This is a genomic window from Mesorhizobium sp. URHB0026 (genome assembly GCF_054059755.1).
Genome location: NZ_JBSSCN010000001.1, coordinates 886991 through 903380 on the forward strand (window position 1 = coordinate 886991; position 16390 = coordinate 903380).

16 protein-coding genes are annotated in these 16390 nt (G+C 62.5%); 8 read left to right on the forward strand and 8 right to left on the reverse strand.

Annotation, left to right across the window (positions count from 1 at the left end):
* Positions 1–7: 7 nt before the first annotated feature.
* Entirely contained in the window at positions 8–796 is a 789-nt protein-coding gene (locus ACVWWD_RS04480; RefSeq protein ID WP_352550764.1) for a DUF3108 domain-containing protein, read from the reverse strand.
* Positions 797–1054: 258 nt separating this feature from the next.
* On the opposite strand from ACVWWD_RS04480, the gene rpmB reads away from it, so the two are divergent.
* The 3 genes from rpmB (at position 1055) to ACVWWD_RS04495 (ending at position 2869) form a co-directional block, all read left to right on the forward strand.
* On the forward strand, positions 1055–1351 hold the full coding sequence (gene rpmB / locus ACVWWD_RS04485; protein ID WP_010911765.1) for a 50S ribosomal protein L28: 297 nt from the start codon (positions 1055–1057) through the stop codon (positions 1349–1351).
* Between the two features lie 157 nt (positions 1352–1508).
* Positions 1509–2192: a queuosine precursor transporter gene (locus ACVWWD_RS04490; RefSeq protein WP_352550761.1), complete on the forward strand. Its 684-nt coding sequence runs from the start codon at positions 1509–1511 to the stop codon at positions 2190–2192.
* Between the two features lie 2 nt (positions 2193–2194).
* Positions 2195–2869: a polyamine aminopropyltransferase gene (locus ACVWWD_RS04495; protein ID WP_352550760.1), complete on the forward strand. Its 675-nt coding sequence runs from the start codon at positions 2195–2197 to the stop codon at positions 2867–2869.
* Between the two features lie 29 nt (positions 2870–2898).
* Here ACVWWD_RS04495 and ACVWWD_RS04500 read toward each other — a convergent pair whose 3' ends face one another.
* From ACVWWD_RS04500 to ACVWWD_RS04520, 5 genes are all read right to left on the reverse strand, one after another.
* Complete coding sequence (locus ACVWWD_RS04500; RefSeq protein ID WP_352550758.1) at positions 2899–3105, reverse strand: SRPBCC family protein; 207 nt, start codon at positions 3103–3105, stop codon at positions 2899–2901.
* Between the two features lie 111 nt (positions 3106–3216).
* Complete coding sequence (locus ACVWWD_RS04505; protein WP_352550756.1) at positions 3217–4236, reverse strand: esterase-like activity of phytase family protein; 1020 nt, start codon at positions 4234–4236, stop codon at positions 3217–3219.
* Positions 4233–6131: a cobaltochelatase subunit CobT gene (cobT, locus tag ACVWWD_RS04510; protein WP_023770820.1), complete on the reverse strand. Its 1899-nt coding sequence runs from the start codon at positions 6129–6131 to the stop codon at positions 4233–4235. Before cobT ends, ACVWWD_RS04505 begins: the two co-directional genes overlap by 4 nt.
* 11 nt (positions 6132–6142) lie before the next feature.
* Complete coding sequence (gene cobS / locus ACVWWD_RS04515) at positions 6143–7129, reverse strand: cobaltochelatase subunit CobS (protein ID WP_015315506.1); 987 nt, start codon at positions 7127–7129, stop codon at positions 6143–6145.
* Positions 7130–7252: 123 nt separating this feature from the next.
* Positions 7253–7873 (reverse strand): J domain-containing protein, encoded by a 621-nt coding sequence (locus ACVWWD_RS04520; protein WP_023770821.1) that lies wholly within the window; start codon positions 7871–7873, stop codon positions 7253–7255.
* Positions 7874–8061: 188 nt separating this feature from the next.
* On the opposite strand from ACVWWD_RS04520, the gene ACVWWD_RS04525 reads away from it, so the two are divergent.
* Positions 8062–8364: a BolA family protein gene (locus ACVWWD_RS04525; protein WP_352550753.1), complete on the forward strand. Its 303-nt coding sequence runs from the start codon at positions 8062–8064 to the stop codon at positions 8362–8364.
* 42 nt (positions 8365–8406) lie between these two features.
* On the opposite strand, the gene ACVWWD_RS04530 is transcribed toward ACVWWD_RS04525, so the two are convergent.
* Positions 8407–9960 carry an acetolactate synthase large subunit gene (locus ACVWWD_RS04530; protein WP_023795018.1) on the reverse strand — a complete coding sequence of 518 codons (1554 nt, stop codon included), beginning with the start codon at positions 9958–9960 and terminating at the stop codon, positions 8407–8409.
* Positions 9961–10286: 326 nt separating this feature from the next.
* Here ACVWWD_RS04530 and ACVWWD_RS04535 point away from each other — a divergent pair, with 326 nt between their 5' ends.
* From ACVWWD_RS04535 to ACVWWD_RS04550, 4 genes are read left to right on the forward strand one after another with little or no spacing between them, the layout of a single operon-like run.
* Positions 10287–12236 (forward strand): PrkA family serine protein kinase, encoded by a 1950-nt coding sequence (locus ACVWWD_RS04535; protein ID WP_140616802.1) that lies wholly within the window; start codon positions 10287–10289, stop codon positions 12234–12236.
* A 19-nt stretch (positions 12237–12255) separates the two neighbouring features.
* On the forward strand, positions 12256–13569 hold the full coding sequence (locus ACVWWD_RS04540; protein WP_352550750.1) for a YeaH/YhbH family protein: 1314 nt from the start codon (positions 12256–12258) through the stop codon (positions 13567–13569).
* 8 nt (positions 13570–13577) lie between these two features.
* Positions 13578–15122 carry a SpoVR family protein gene (locus tag ACVWWD_RS04545; RefSeq protein WP_352550748.1) on the forward strand — a complete coding sequence of 515 codons (1545 nt, stop codon included), beginning with the start codon at positions 13578–13580 and terminating at the stop codon, positions 15120–15122.
* Positions 15119–15493 (forward strand): hypothetical protein, encoded by a 375-nt coding sequence (locus ACVWWD_RS04550; RefSeq protein ID WP_352550746.1) that lies wholly within the window; start codon positions 15119–15121, stop codon positions 15491–15493. Before ACVWWD_RS04545 ends, ACVWWD_RS04550 begins: the two co-directional genes overlap by 4 nt.
* Before the next feature lie 6 nt (positions 15494–15499).
* Here ACVWWD_RS04550 and ACVWWD_RS04555 read toward each other — a convergent pair whose 3' ends face one another.
* Positions 15500–16390: an HlyC/CorC family transporter gene (locus tag ACVWWD_RS04555; protein WP_352550744.1), complete on the reverse strand. Its 891-nt coding sequence runs from the start codon at positions 16388–16390 to the stop codon at positions 15500–15502.

Here is a 16390-nt window from a genome sequence, read left to right on the forward strand (position 1 = left end):
GCGTGCCTTATTGTACCGCTTCGAACCGTCTGGCGCTGATGGTCAAGGTGCCGATCTGCGTTCCGACCGTGGCGTGGATCGGCGCATATACGCCGGTTTGGCCGAGCGGTGCAAAGGTCACCATCATGCGGCTTTTGTTCTTGAGATAATTGAGCGCCTTGCGGCCCTTGCGATAGCCCGCCACCGGGTCGAAACCCATCTGGCAGGTGACGGTGTCGCCCTTGTAGCCCGGCACCGAGATCGTTCCTTTCGAGGCGTAGGTCAGCGTCAGGTCGGCGCGCATCTCGCCATCGTAGAACTTGACCTTGCGGCCACAGACCTGGTCGAGGCTGTCGGCATGGATGACGGTCGCCGCCATTGGATCGAGCACCGATGCCAGGTCGCCGGCGCCGAGCGGCACCCAGGCCTTGGGATCGCGCTTGCCCGGAGCAGGGATGACCTGCGTCGAGGTCACGGTGCCATTGCTAAAGCGAATGTCGATCGAAGACGCCTTCTTGCCGGAGGTGTAGTCGGCTCGAAACGCCTCCGGCACCATTTTCTGGCCCGAAATGGTGCCTTTTGACGAGATCGTGCCCCGCGTGTCGTCGAACAGCTTGGCGAGACCCGCCGCCGAGACACTGCCTTCGATCGCGTAGGCACCGTTCTCATAATGGCTGGAAAAGGTCGATCTGGCGATCGAGAGACCAAGGAACGACACCGTGTATTCGCCCTTGAATGACTGCGGCGAGGCAGCGGACGCAGCGGTCGGCAGGGCGATGACAAGCGCGGCAACAAGCGCGTGAGACGAACGAGGCATGGCGGGATCGGATCCTTGGTTTTCGGCCGGAGGCAGGCGACTCCGGTCTGGCGTGTCCCTACGAGACCGCTTATACGGTGAAATCCGGCCTTAATATGAAAAGCCGGGCGCTTCCGTGCGGAAGCCGGAGCTTGACGCCCCGGTGAAATGCAACTATGGAACGCCAACTTTTCCATAAGGCCGCCTGACCAGAACCGCGCGCCACCCGGCGCGGGTACGAAGGTTTGGCAGGCCCCGAGAGAACTGAAGGTTAGAACCATGTCCCGCACCTGCGAACTCACTGCCAAGGCAGTCCAGACCGGCAACAATGTGAGCCACGCCAACAACAAGACCAAGCGTCGCTTCCTGCCGAACCTCGTCAATGTGACGCTCATTTCGGAAGCGCTGAACCAGAATGTACGCCTGCGCATCTCGGCCAACGCGCTGCGTTCGGTCGAACATCGCGGCGGCCTCGATGCCTTCCTGGCCAAGGCCGACGTCAAGGAACTGTCGCAGCGCGCGCGTCTCTTGAAGAAGCAGATCGCCAAGAAGCTTGCCGAGCAGGTCGCTGCGTAAGATCCAGATAAAGGCGGGGGACGACCGCCTGGCCAGCCTCTTTGCTGGCCGCTGAGCATCGGATAGATCCGCAAGGTTCGACACTCCGATGCTCAATTTCGAAGCGAGCGCTGCCTCGGCATGATGCTCCGCTGGTTCCATTACCCAGGATAAAAAAATGTCTTCTTTTTCGCGGTACCTGCCTTTCGTGGCCGCCATGGCACTTGTCGTCGTGGCATCGAACATCCTCGTGCAGTTTCCCATGCAGGGCCACGTCGGCGGCCTGTCGCTCGCCGACGTTTTGACCTGGGGCGCTTTCACCTATCCCTTCTCTTTCCTGGTCACAGACCTCGCCAACCGCCGTTACGGGCCCGCCGTGGCGCGCCGGATCGTCTTTGTTGGCTTCATGACGGCGGTGGTCTGCTCGATCCTCGTCCCGCCCTTTCTGTTCCGCCATGGCCTGATCGAATTCGAGACATCAGCCGACCGGCTGGTGCGCATCGCTGCGGCTTCCGGAGCGGCATTCCTGTCCGCGCAATTGCTCGATGTGACCGTGTTCAACCGTTTGCGCCGGCAGAGCTGGTGGCGGGCGCCGATCGTCGGCACGCTGGTTGGATCGGTGTTCGACACCCTCGTGTTCTTCGGCGTCGCCTTTTCAGCCGCCTTTGCCTTCGTCGGCCCAAGCGACGGGTTTGCGCTGGAGAGCGCCCCATTGATGGGGGTGTTTCATGTCAACGCCATGCGCTGGGTGTCCTGGGCGCTCGGCGATCTTAGTGTGAAAATGATCATCGCTGTCGTGGCTCTGATCCCTTACCGGCTGCTCGCCGCCCGCTGGAGCCAGCCGGCCGTTGCCGCGGCCTAGCAGTGATTCCCTGGATCCAGCTGGACTCCGCGAAAACGCCTGATGGCCGGCAGGAACTGCGGCTGAAACAGCGCGGTTCTGAATTCTCGATCATGCTTGGTACCAACGAGCTGATGAACAGCCGCCTGAGCGGCTCCGAAGAAGCGCTGGCAAAACTGTCCTGCCAGGGGATTGCGGGTCATCGTCGGCCGAGAATCCTGATCGGCGGGCTCGGCATGGGTTTTACGCTGCGCGCTGCCCTCGCCGAATTGGGCGACAACACCGCGATCGTCGTCGCGGAACTGGTGCCGGTCGTCGTCGCCTGGGCACGCGGCCCGATGGCCGAGATTTTTGCCGGCTCGCTCGATGATCCCCGCGTCACCATCCGCGAAACCGATGTCGGCCAGCTCATACGGTCCGCACCCATTGCCTGGGACGCGATCCTGCTCGACGTCGACAATGGCCCCGAAGGCATCGTCCACAAGGGCAACGACGCGCTCTACAGCGTGGCTGGCCTCGCCGCCGCACGCACCGCCCTAAGACCGGGCGGAGTCCTGGCCGTATGGTCGCAAGGGCCGGATGCCGGCTTCACGAGGCGGTTGAAACAGGCAGGTTTCGCTGTCCAGGAAGTCAACACGCGCGCCAACGGCAAGCGCGGCGCGCGCCATGTCATCTGGATCGCCACCAACAGCTCATGATCCTAGGTCGAGGCCGTAGGCAGCCGGGGCTACTTCGGCCGCTGAAGTTCGGTGGCAAGGGCCTCCAGCAGCCCGCGGGTCCCCTCTTCCCGCCCCTTGGCGGAACCGACACCGTCGAAGAAGGCGCCCTGCTCGGTGTAGGTCAGCCTTGTGCCGTCGCCCGAAGGCGTCAGCTCCACGGTGGTCAGCGATGCCGACATGGCCTGCGGCCCGACCGCCATCCTGTAGGAAAACACGATGCGCTGGTCGGCGATTCAGTGGCTTGTCGGGGCAAAGACTGTGGGATGGCCGACGCATGGACAAAATCGCCGCAAGATCGCTGGTGGGGCGTCGCGAGGGGCTGCCCCTCAATCCTGAAGCAGAATGAATTCCAGATAGAGATTGCGCTGCAGGATCGAATGGTTGTCGTCGGAGATCAGCGACACCATCAGCGCGCCGTCATCCCGGCTCCAGACGTCGAGCCCTTCAATATTGTCGATCTGGTAGCCCATGTCGGCTTGCAGCAGCACCGGCCCGTCGGCGACGGCGCCCTTCTCGACGCTCTCTCCATAAATGCGCCGCAGCCGCATCTTGAGGCCGCCCGCCATGGTGAAGCTGCGCTCCAGCAGCAAGAGGTCGCCATCCGGCAGGAAGGCGCCGTCGGTGATGTCGAAATCGTCGTTGCGCTTGACGGTGAAGACGCCCCTATGCGGGCCTTCGATAATGGCGGCGTAGATGTTGCCTGATTTGTCGAGGCTCTTCTCCGACACCACGACCAGGCCGCCTTGATGCTGGCCATTGGCATTTGAATGGGTAACTGTCTCGAAGCCGCGGTTCTGCCGCAGCTCCCGCGGCGGCACCAGGAAATCCAGCTGCCTGAATGGCGCCTTCATGGTGTCCGGATCGATCCTGAACTGGGAGACGCGGTGGTTGCGCTCGAAACCGACAGTGGCAATGCCGTCCTTGACCGCGAGGCCTTCGGCGTCGACTTCCCATTTTTCGTCGATCGGCTGCCCGCTCTGGTCGGCCATCTGCTGCATGCGAAAATTCTGGATGCCGAGGGGTCGCCTGTCGGCGTCGCGGGCCACCGAGCCGAAGAACCAGTAACCGGTGTCGGCAACACCGATGAAATCACTGCCCGCTTTCAGGAACCGAAAGGCCGACAACGCGCCGAAATCGCGTGATGGCGACGTCATTTCCAGCCCACCGACGAATTCGAGCGGACCGAATTGCTTGTCGGCGCGGCCAATGTGGAATTCGGTGATCGGGCGTGCCGAGACGGCGACAGGTTCAACTGGAGCCGAGCCGGCCGAACCTGCCGGAACACCGGCGAGCAGGACGATGGCGGCGAAAAGCGTTTGCCTAAACCCGCCTCGCGAAAAGATCATCCGGCGCGCCGCACGCCGCCGCGACGCGTATCCTTCGCGCTCTCCTCGGCGAACAGCGACGCCAGCTGCTCGGTCATCGCGCCGGCCAGTTCCTCGGCATCGACGATGGTGACAGCGCGCCTGTAGTAGCGCGTGACGTCATGGCCTATGCCGATGGCCAGCAGCTCGACCGGTGAGCGCGTCTCGATCAATTCGATGACAGCGCGCAGATGCCGCTCGAGATAATTGCCCGGATTGACCGACAGCGTGGAATCGTCGACCGGCGCGCCGTCCGAGATCATCATCAGGATCTTGCGCTGTTCAGGCCGGGCAATCAGCCGATTGTGTGCCCACAGCAGCGCCTCGCCGTCGATATTTTCCTTGAGCAGGCCTTCGCGCATCATCAGGCCAAGGTTGCGGCGTGCCCGCCGCCATGGATGATCGGCGGATTTGTAGATGATATGACGCAGATCGTTGAGGCGGCCGGGGTTCGGCGGCTTGCCGTCCTTCAGCCACTTCTCGCGCGCCTGTCCGCCCTTCCAGGCCCGCGTGGTAAAGCCGAGGATCTCGACCGAGACGCCGCAGCGCTCCAGCGTGCGCGCCAGAATATCGGCGCAGGTGGCGGCGACCGTGATCGGCCGGCCACGCATCGAGCCGGAATTGTCGAGCACCAGCGTCACCACCGTGTCGCGGAACTTGGTGTCGCGCTCCTGCTTGAACGACAGCGGCTGCATCGGATCGATGACGACGCGCACCAGTCGCGCCGGGTCGAGATAGCCCTCTTCCAGGTCGAAATCCCAGGACCGGTTCTGCTGCGCCATCAGCCGGCGCTGCAGCCGGTTGGCGAGCCGTCCGACCACGCCCGACAGATTGGCGAGTTGCTTGTCGAGGAAGGCGCGCAGCCGGTCGAGTTCTTCCTCTTCGCAGAGCTCCTCCGCGCCGACCGTCTCGTCGAAAGCTGACGTGTAAACCTTGTAGTCGATTTCCTTCGGCAGATTGGTGAAGGGATTGTCGTTGCGCCTAGCCTCGCCGGGCGTCTCGGCATCGGCATCGTCGTCGTCGGACAAATCGTCAGCGGTGGCGTCGGAGGCTTCCGTCTCCGCCGATTGCTCGTCGTCGGCCGATGCCTCGGCGTCCTCGGACTGGGACTGCTCGGAGCCTGAATCGTCCTCGCCGCCTTCCTCGCTTTGTTCCTCGCCTTGCGGCTGGTTGTCGTCATTGTCCTCGGAGTCTTCGGTCTCCTGGTCGTCGCCGAGTTCCTCGGCCATTTCCATGGAGGCAAGCATCTCGCGCACGACGCGGGCGAAGGCCTGCTGGTCCTCGAGCTTTTCCGACAGGCCGTCGAGGTCGGCCTTGGCCTTCTCCTCGACCCAGGGCCGCCAGAGTTCGACCAGCCGCTCGCCGCTCTTCGGCACCGGCCGGCCGGTCAGCTTTTCGCGCACCATCAGCGCCAGCGCCTCCTCGATGGGCGCGTCCGCCTTATCCTTGACGTCGACGAGGTTGGCCTTGGTGTATTTGTCCTCCAGCATCGAGCCTATATTGTCGGCGACGCCCTGCATGGCGCGGCTGCCGATCGCCTCGACGCGGGCCTGTTCGACCGCGTCGTAGATGGCGCGGGCGGCCTTGCCTTCCGGCGCCAGCTTGCTGTGGATGCGCACATCATGGCAGGCGCGCTTCAACGCCATGGAATCGCCGAGCCCGCGGGTAATCGCGATGTCGGACTTCGATGCCTTCTTGGGCAGTTCGGGCAGCCGCGCACGGCTGCCCGCCAGCGCCGGCCTGTCCTTGGCGAAGCCGACTTCCATTTCCTTGTCGCCGGCAATGGCGCGCATGCAGACGGTGACGGCGCGCTTGAAGCTGTCGGCTTCAGACCCCGTCTTGGACTTGTTGCGCGTATTGTCGCCCGGACCCGCCATAGAGGCTCTGCTTAGCCCAGCACCACATTGGCCGCGCTCTCGGGCAGATCCTGGCCGAAGGCGCGCTGGTAGAACTCGGCAACCACCGAACGCTCCAGCTCGTCGCACTTGTTGAGGAAGGTCAGCCGGAACGCCATGCCGACATCGCCGAAGATCTCGGCATTCTCGGCCCAGGTGATGACGGTACGCGGGCTCATCACCGTCGACAGGTCGCCATTGATGAAGGCCGAGCGCGTCATGTCGGCGACGCGCACCATCTTGTTGACGATGTCCTTGCCCTTGGTGTCGCGATAATGCTTGGCCTTGGCCAGCACGATGTTCACTTCATTGTCGTGCGGCAGATAATTCAGCGTGGTAACGATCGACCAGCGGTCCATCTGCGCCTGGTTGATCTGCTGGGTGCCGTGATAAAGGCCAGTGGTGTCGCCTAGACCAACCGTATTTGCGGTCGAAAACAGCCGGAACGCCGGATGCGGGCGGATGACCCGGCTCTGGTCGAGCAGCGTCAGTCGGCCGGACGATTCCAGCACGCGCTGGATGACGAACATCACGTCCGGACGGCCGGCGTCATACTCGTCGAAGCAGAGCGCCACATTGTGCTGGTAGGCCCAGGGCAGGATGCCGTCGCGGAATTCAGTGATCTGCAGGCCGTCCTTGACCACGATCGCGTCCTTGCCGACGAGATCGATACGGCTGACATGGCTGTCGAGATTGACGCGCACGCAGGGCCAGTTGAGGCGGGCGGCGACCTGTTCGATATGGGTCGACTTGCCGGTGCCGTGATAGCCCGACACCATGACGCGGCGGTTGTAGGCAAACCCGGCGAGGATCGCCAAGGTCGTCGCCTTGTCGAACAGATAGTCGGGATCGACATCGGGCACATGCTCGCTGGTGACCGAGTACGCTGGCACCACCATCTTGGACTCGAAACCGAATTTCTCCTTCACCGACACCGTCGTGTCGGGGAGGTTGGCGATGTCGCGATCGACCTTGTTCATATCTCTCAACGTCTCCACGGGCGAAACGTCGCGTTTCGCCGGCAATCCATTTTGTTCGGGGGCGGTCTTAGAGCCTTTTCCAACCTTATGAAAGTTGGAAAACGACACGAACCATAGGGTCGCTCAGCACAGGCCCGCCTGTTTGAGCACGCGATAGGCCTGAAGCACATCGCGGAACCGGTCTTCCGAACCTCTGTCGCCGCCATTCGCATCGGGATGGTGACGCTTCACCAGTTCCTTATAGCGCGCCTTGATGTCCTTGCCAGTCGCCTTTGTATCAAGGCCAAGCGTTTCCAGCGCCTTGGCCTCAAGCGGCTTGGCCTTGCGCTCGCGCGCCTCGCGCGGATCCTTCGGTCCCTTGAACAGGTCGAACGGGTCGCGCATGCGGTTGTAATAGCCCGCGCGGCCGGAGCGCATCTGCGCCATGTCGGGCGAAGAACGCGTCGAGGCGCCGTTGACGCCCATCTTCCAAGTCGGCCGGTGGCCGGTCATCGCTTCCTTCTGGAAGCGCGCCACCTCGGTGTCCGGCACGCCGGAGAAGTAGTTGAAGCCCTTGTTGTACTCACGCACATGGTCGAAGCAGAAGCGGAAATACTCGCCCTCCTTCATGCGGCCGACCGGCGCGCGATGCGTGCCCGCCTCCTTGCAGCCATCCCACTGGCAGATCGGCGCGTGCGCCTTCACCTCCGCGTCCTTGTCGGGGCGGACGCGAATCTTCTCGAAATATTTGGGATACGGCTTCATCTAACCCATTTATGGGGCGTTCGCAGATGCGAAACAAGAATTGACATTTTCGCGATGATCGCCCTAACCGCTGAATCGCGGCTTAAAGCAGGCGAATGACCGATTTTGTTGCGCGCCGGCGGCCCGGCGAATCCTGTTTCCGGTTTTCACGCCGGCGCGCCGACCATATGTGGTGAAGGGAGAAGACGATGTCCATACAGGCGACCATGGAAGACAAGCTCAACAGGGCATTTTCGCCCGAGCGGCTGGTCATCCTCAACGAAAGCCATCTCCACGCCGGCCATCATCACGTGGAACCCGGTCACCACGCTGAGTTCGATGGCACCGGCGAGACACATTTCCGTGTCCGTATCGTCTCGGCGAATTTTGTTGGCATGAGCCGCGTCGAGCGCCACCGCGCCGTCAACGAACTGCTGGCCGACGAGTTGAAGGCCGGCGTTCACGCACTGGCTATCGAGCCCACGGCGCCCGGCGAACAGACGCGCTGGTAGGCCAAGTCCCCGAGCTGAGCTGTAGCGCGCGTCTCGCGCTGTTCAGATTATCGCTTCGATCAGGAATGGCCCGCGCCGCGACAAGGCGGCATCGAGCAGCGCGTTAAACCGCTCGCAGGTGTCGGCACGCGCCGCCTCCACGCCCATGCCTTTGGCCAGCGAAACCCAGTCCAGCGCCGGATGGTCGAGGTCGAGCATGCGCCTGGCATTTTCGCCGATCGCGTTCACCCCGACATTGCGCATTTCGCCATGCAGGATCGCATAGGTGCGGTTGGAAAAGACGATCGTCACCACGTCGAGATTTTCCCGCGCTTGCGTCCACAGGCCCTGCACCGTGTACATGCCGCTGCCGTCGGCCTCCAGATTGATTACCTTGCGGCCGGGACAGGCGATCGCCGCGCCTGTCGCCAGCGGAATGCCGCCGCCGATCGACCCGCCCGTGCCCATCATATAGTCGTGCGGCGCGGCAAAGGCCGACAGCGCGAAGAAGCGTCGCGCCGAAGTGACCGCCTCGTCGCAAACGATCGCGTCGCCCGGCAGCTTTTTGGCGACGGAGAGTGCAATTGCATCTTCCGTCAATCTGCCGGTTGGTGTTGCCTCCTCGGGAAAGGCGCTTGCAACCAACGCCGGTTGCGATTGCTTGACGCGTAGTTCGTCGCGAAGCGCCTCCAGCGCCGCATGCAGATCCTGACCATGGGCGGCGAGCGTCAGCACCTGGCAATCGTCACGGACAAGCCTTCCCGGTTTTCCCGGATAGGCGAAGAAGGCGACCGGCTCCTTTCCGCCGATCAGCACAAGGACATCGATATCCCTGAGCGCTGCCGTCGCCGCGTCGACGGGATAGGGAATGCGCGTCGGCGCGACACGCCCGCGCCCGCGCTGCATACGCGCGATCAAAACCTCGCTGAACAGCCTGACATCGCAGGCCGCTGAAATCTGGCCGGCGATCTCGAGGGCATCGGCTCGCGCCGCCCGTCCCCGAACGATCATGCCGACGCGCCCGGGAGCGGCACGGATCGCGGTAGCCACCGCTCGCACGGCGTCGATGTCGACGGCTCGCGGCGATGCGAGTTCCACTTTGACGGGCGAAACCGCGTCGGCGTCGCCCCAGGCCGCGTCCGCCGGCAGGATCAGCGTTGCGACACCCGGCGGTGTCAGCGAGGCGCGAAGGGCCGCCTCCGTGGCCGGTTGGACATCCGTGGGCCCTTCGATGCGGCGCACCCACTTCGACATCGGCGCCGCCAGCCCCTCTATGTCGCTGGTGAGCGGCGCGTCGAGCGGCAGATGGTAGGAGGCATGGTCCCCGACGATGTTGATCATCGGGCTGAAGGCGCGCCTTGCATTGTGCATGTTGGCCAGCCCATTGGCGAGGCCCGGGCCGGTGTGCAGCAGCGTCGCGGCGGGTCGATCGGTCATGCGCGCATAGCCGTCGGCCGCACCCGTCACCACCCCCTCGAACAGGCCGAGCACGCAGCGCATCGCCGGCTTGCGGTCGAGGGCCGCGACGAAATGCATTTCGGATGTGCCGGGATTGGCGAAGCAGACATTCACGTCATTAGCCAACAGCACGTCGCACAGAACATCGGCGCCATTCATGCAAATTTTCTCCCATTCACGAAGAGCAATTGCACCCGCGGATATCGGCACGGCAATATCCCGCCGCCGCTTTTGGCATGATCCAGCCACGGAATGGGCGAGCGACGGTCGGCAGGATCAGGCGATCGTCGATTTCAGGAACGCTGGCGCCGCGGCGTTCGGCGCACTGCCGTCATCTCCGCCGAAATCGCGGTTGATGGGCGGCCATTCGGGCCGGAGCGTTGTTTGGATTTCAGTACCAGATGCATGCGCGCCGACGGAACAAACAATGCCTTCCCGCAGTTGAATATGCGAGCCCCATCAAAATGGCTCCGAAGGCAACGAACATGCGTGAGAACCAATCCGACGTCTTCCATCTCTTCTCGGAAATTTATGCGAACGCCGCCCAGGAAGAGATAAGTCTCCAGCAATATCTGCTCGCCTGCCGCGAGGACAAATCGATGTATGCCTCGGCGCCGGAACGAATGGTCGAGGCGATCGGCGAGCCAAACCTGGTCGACACCAGCAAGGACGAGCGGCTAGGCCGTATCTTCTCGAACCGGACCGTCAAGATATATCCCTCCTTCTCCGACTTTTACGGGATGGAAGATACGATCGAGCGCATCGCCGGATATTTCCGCTATGCCTCCCAGGGCCTCGAGGAGCGCAAGCAGATCCTCTACCTCTTGGGTCCGGTCGGCGGCGGCAAATCCTCCTTGGCCGAACGGTTGAAGAAATTGATGGAAGAGCGCCCGATCTACACGCTGAAGGTCGGCAACCAGATCAGTCCGGTTTTCGAATCGCCGCTTGGCCTGTTCCATCCCGATCGCATGAGCGATCTCCTGGAGGACAAATACGGGATAGCCCGGCGCCGCCTGAACGGACTTATCTCGCCATGGGCGGCCAAGCGCCTCGACGAACTGTCCGGCGACATTTCCAAATTCAGCGTCGTCAAACTGATGCCGTCGCGGCTGCGCCAGATCGGCATCGCCAAGACCGAGCCTGGCGACGAGAACAATCAGGACGTCTCGGCCCTGGTTGGCAAGGTCGACATCAGGCAATTGGAAAATTTCAGCCAGTCCGACCCTGACGCTTATTCCTACAGCGGCGGGCTGAACCGAACGACGCAAGGGCTGCTCGAATTCGTCGAGATGTTCAAGGCGCCCATCAAGGTGCTGCATCCATTGCTGACGGCGACCCAGGAAGGCAGTTACAACGGCACCGAGAATTTCGGTGCCTTTCCGTACCAGGGCATCATCGTTGCCCATTCCAACGAATCCGAGTGGCAACAGTTCAAAAACAACAAGAACAATGAGGCGTTTCTCGATCGCATCCTCGTAGTCAAGGTGCCGTATTGCCTGCGCATCACCGAAGAGAGGCAGATCTACGAGAAGCTGCTGCGCGAGAGTGAATTGGCCGCCAGCCCCTGCGCGCCCGAGGTGTTGGACATCCTCAGCCGGTTCAGCGTCTCGACACGCCTTGCCGAGCACGACAATTCGCCGCTGCACACCAAAATGCGCGCCTATGATGGCGAGAACCTCAAGGAAGTCGACCCGAGGGCGAAGTCAGTCCAGGAATATCGCGACGCCGCCGGCGTCGACGAAGGCATGACCGGCGTCAGCACGCGCTTCGCCTTCAAGATCCTGTCGCAGACGTTCAACTACGACACCAACGAGGTCGCGGCGGACCCCGTGCATCTTATGTACATCCTGGAAGAGGCGATCAAACGGGAGCAGTTTCCGAAGGAGACGGAAGCCGCCTATCTCGAATTCATCAAGTCGGAGCTGGCCGCCCGTTACGCCGAGTTCATCGGCCATGAAATCCAGAAGGCCTATCTGGAGTCCTATAGCGAATATGGCCAGAACCTGTTCGACCGCTACATCGCCTATGCCGATGCCTGGATCGAGGACCAGGACTACAAGGACCCCGACACCGGCCAAATCCTCAATCGCGAGGTGTTGGACAACGAACTGTCGCAGGTCGAAAAACCGGCAGGCATCGCCAATCCGAAGGACTTCCGCAACGAGGTGGTGAAGTTCACGCTGCGTGCCCGGGCGCGCAACCATGGCCGCAACCCGTCATGGACGAGCTACGAGAAGCTGCGCGAGGTTATCGAAAAGCGCATGTTCGGCCAGGTCGAGGACCTCCTGCCCGTGATCAGCTTCGGCTCCAAGCAGGATAGCGTCACCGAAAAGCGGCATAATGAATTCGTCCAGCGGATGGTGGAGCGCGGCTATACGGAACGGCAGGTGCGCCGGCTGGTCGATTGGTACATGCGGGTGAACAAGGCGGGCTGAGAGCAGTCCGGATGGTTGCATGCCGATCTTTATCGACCGCCGCCTGAATCCGAAGGACAAAAGCCTTGGCAACCGCCAGCGCTTTCTCAGGCGTGCCCGCGAGGAGCTAAAGCGCAGCATTCGCGACCAGATCCGCGCTGGGCGGATCGCCGACGTGGACGCGGAGCATGTCGTGCCGATGCCCGAAAGAGGCACTGGCGAGCCGACCTTCAACGACGCCAGGGACACCGGCCGGCGCCGGCACATCCTGCCGGGCAACAGGCAATTCTCCCAAGGCGACCTGATCGCCAAGCCCGGCCAGGGCGGAGGCATGGGCGGTTCGTCACCGGGAAAAACCGCGTCCGAGGACGACTTTCGTTTCGTGCTTTCGCGCGAGGAGGTGCTCGATCTCTTCTTCGAGGATCTCGAACTGCCCGACCTGGTCAAGCTCAATCTCAAGGAGATCCTTGCCTTCAAGCCGCGCCGGGCGGGTTTCGCCGCCACCGGTTCGCCAACCAACATCAATGTCGGCCGCACGATGCGCAACAGCCACGGCCGCCGCATTGCGCTCAGGCGCCCCAAGCAAGCGGCGGTCGATGCGATCACGCAGGAACTCGCCTTGCTGGAGGCCGCACCGCCTGATGCTCAAGCGCGCGAGCGCGTCGTGGCGCTCAAAGAAGAGATCGAGCGGCTGGAGCGCCGGCGCCGGCGGATCGCCTTCGTCGACCCGGTCGACATCCGGTTCAACCGCTTCGACCAGCGCCCGGTGCCGAATGCGAAAGCGGTCATGTTCTGCCTGATGGATGTGTCAGGCTCGATGGGCGAGCGCGAGAAGGACTTGGCCAAGCGCTTTTTCGTGCTGCTGCACCTGTTCCTGAAGCGACGTTATGAACGCACCGAAATCGTCTTCATCCGCCACACGCACGAGGCGCAGGAGGTGGATGAGGAAACCTTCTTCTACTGCGCGCAAAGCGGTGGCACCGTCGTTTCCACCGCGCTCGAGGAGATGCATCGCGTCATCGAGCAGCGTTACCCCGCGAGCGAGTGGAACATCTACGCCGCCCAGGCCTCGGATGGCGACAATTTCGCCACCGATTCCGAGCGCTGCATTGCCCTGCTGAACGGCAAGCTCATGCGCCTGTGCCAGTATTTCGCCTATGTCGAGATCATCGACGAACGCGAGAGCCACATCTTCGGCGCGACTGAAAACGGGACGTCGCTCTGGCGAGCCTACAGCGCCATCGAATCGAACTGGCCGAACTTCCAGATGAGCCGCATAGCCACGGCCGCCGATATCTATCCTGTCTTTCGTCAGCTCTTCGCCAAACAGCCCGCGCTCCGGAAGAGCGCCTGAGGGGAACCATGGCCAGGACAGCCAGCAAACCCGGTTTGCTCTTTTCCGGATCCGACTGGGATTTCCCGAAATTGTCGCACGCCTACGAGGCGATCGCGGCAATCGCCATCGAGGACCTCAAGCTGGACACCTATCCGGTGCAGATGGAAATCATTTCCTCGCAACAGATGCTCGACGCCTATTCATCGGTCGGCATGCCGCTGATGTACCGTCATTGGTCGTTCGGCAAGCATTTCCTGTACCAGGATTTTCTCTACCGCAAGGGTGGACGGGGCCTGGCTTACGAACTGGTCATCAACTCCAATCCCTGCATCGTCTACCTGATGGAGGAAAACACCATGGCCTTGCAGGCCCTGGTGACGGCGCATGCGGCGCTCGGACACAATCATTTCTTCAAGAACAATCACCTGTTCCGGCAGTGGACCGACGCCGGGGGGATTCTGAGCTACCTGGAGTTCGCCAAGGGCTACATCGCCCGATGCGAGGAGCGGCACGGACTGTCGGCCGTGGAAAGCATTCTCGACTGCGCCCACGCGCTGATGGAACAAGGCGTGTTCCGATACCACAGGCCGCCAAAGCTGTCGTCGGAGCGGCAGCGTGAAGGGCTGCGCGAGCGCCTGGAGTATGAAGAACGCTCCTACAACGACTTGTGGCGCACGCTGCCACCCTCGCAGGAGAGCAGCAAGACGGAGAAGAAGGACGAAGGCTTGGCGGATCGGAAGAAATCGCTCAACCTGCCCGAGGAAAATCTGCTCTATTTCCTCGAGAAGAACAGTCTTATCCTGGAGCCCTGGCAGCGCGAGATCATCCGCATCGTGCGCATCGTCGCGCAGTATTTCTATCCGCAGCGGCAAACGCAGGTGATGAATGAAGGCTGCGCCACCTTCGTGCATTACACCCTCATGAACGCATTGTTCGACCGCGGCCAGATCAGCGAGGGCGCCATGCTCGAGGTCCTGCGCAACCATTCCAATGTGATCTTCCAGCCGGCCTTCGACGACCCCCGGTTCTCCGGTATCAACCCATACGCGCTCGGCCTCGACATGATGCAGGACATCCAGCGCATTTCGACCGCGCCTACGGCGGAAGACCGCGACTGGTTTCCCGACATCGCGGGCCGGGGTGACTGGCGCGATGTGCTCCTGGACGCCTGGGCCAACCACCGCGACGAATCCTTCATCCGCCAGCACCTCAGCCCAGCCCTGATACGGAAATGGCGGATGTTTGTGCTGGCCGATCAGGCCGACAACGCGCATTACGAGGTCGCCTCGATCCACAACGAGCGCGGCTACCAAAAGATACGTGCCGCGCTGGCCCAGAGCTACGACATCGGGGCGAGCCGGCCGGATATCCAGGTGGTGGATGTCGACCTGCTCGGTAACCGGCATTTGCGGCTGCAGCACAAGGTGAAGGAGGGCGTACTGCTCGACAGCGGCAGCCGCGACGCGACCCTGCGCCATGTCCGAAGCCTCTGGGGTTATGAGGTCAGCCTCGCTTCGGTCGACGCCGAAACCGGTGCTACGCTGAGCGAGCGCTCAAGCAACGACTGTTGAATTTCCGCCCGGCCGCATCGGCGGGTGCCCGGCACAACGAGTGGATCACAGCCGGTGCGCTCAACCGACCCCCGATTTCGGGAACGCCAGCGCGGCAACTTGGCCGGACCAAGTCGACAGTTTCGGGGGTGGGCGTATCTCGCGCCGCGATCGTGCCGGTTGGCAACAAGGCAGCCATCGAGGCCAGGAGCAAGGTTCGCCGATCGATCGTCATCGGCGAACAATGCATCGCGACGGGCGGGAGTTCCAGCGAAGGATTGGTAAGGCGACGGCTCGATAGCAATTCCAGGAAAAAGTGCGTAGCGGTTTTCCGCCCGGAATTGTGTAAGAACAAAGCGTTGGAGCGGCTCGGCGATCCCATCAAACACTGACCCGCTCTAACTGTCGCCGGCCGGCCGGATCCTGACCCTGGCAATCCGGTTCTTGTCGCGTTTCATGACGACGAAGCGCTTGCCGTGGAAGGTAAAAGCCTGCTTCTCCTCGGGGATCGATTGCGCCTCGTGGATGACGAGGCCGGCGATCGTCGTCGCCTCTTCGTCCGGCAGGTTCCAGTCGAGCGCCCGGTTGAGGTCGCGGATCGGCACCGTGCCCTCGACGACGACGGAGCCGTCCGCCTCCTGCTTGACGCCCTGGATGTCGACATCGTGCTCGTCCGCGATCTCGCCGACGATCTCCTCGATAATGTCCTCCAGCGTCACCAGCCCTTCGACCTCGCCATATTCATCGACGACGACGGCAAAATGCGCCTTGCGGCGCAGGAAGGCGTTGAGCTGTTCCTGCAAGGTCGTGGTGTCGGGCACGAACCACGGTTTTGACGCGATCTTCATCACGTCGATCCGCGAGAAATCATTGCCGGCTTCGTTCAGCGCGCGCAGCAGATCCTTGGCGTGCAGCACGCCGACGATGTTGTCGAGTGAACCTTTCCAGAGCGGCATGCGGGTGTGCGGGCTCTGCAGGATCTCGCGCACCACCGCTTCCGGCGCATTGTCGGCATTGACCGAGCGCATATTCGTGCGGTGGACCATGACGTCGGAAACTTCGAGCTCTTCGAGGTCGAACAGGCCGCCGATGCGGTCGCGATCCTCACGCACCACCTGGCCGTCGCGGCGAAAATCGTCGACCGCGCCGCGCAACTCGTCCTGACTCGACCGCTGCGGCTCGATGCGCGAGAGTTCATAGCCGAACATGGCAAGCAGGCGGGTTCGCACGGCAACGACCAGGATGACGAGGATGGTAAGAACGGCGAAGACGACCCAGCCAGTGTCCAT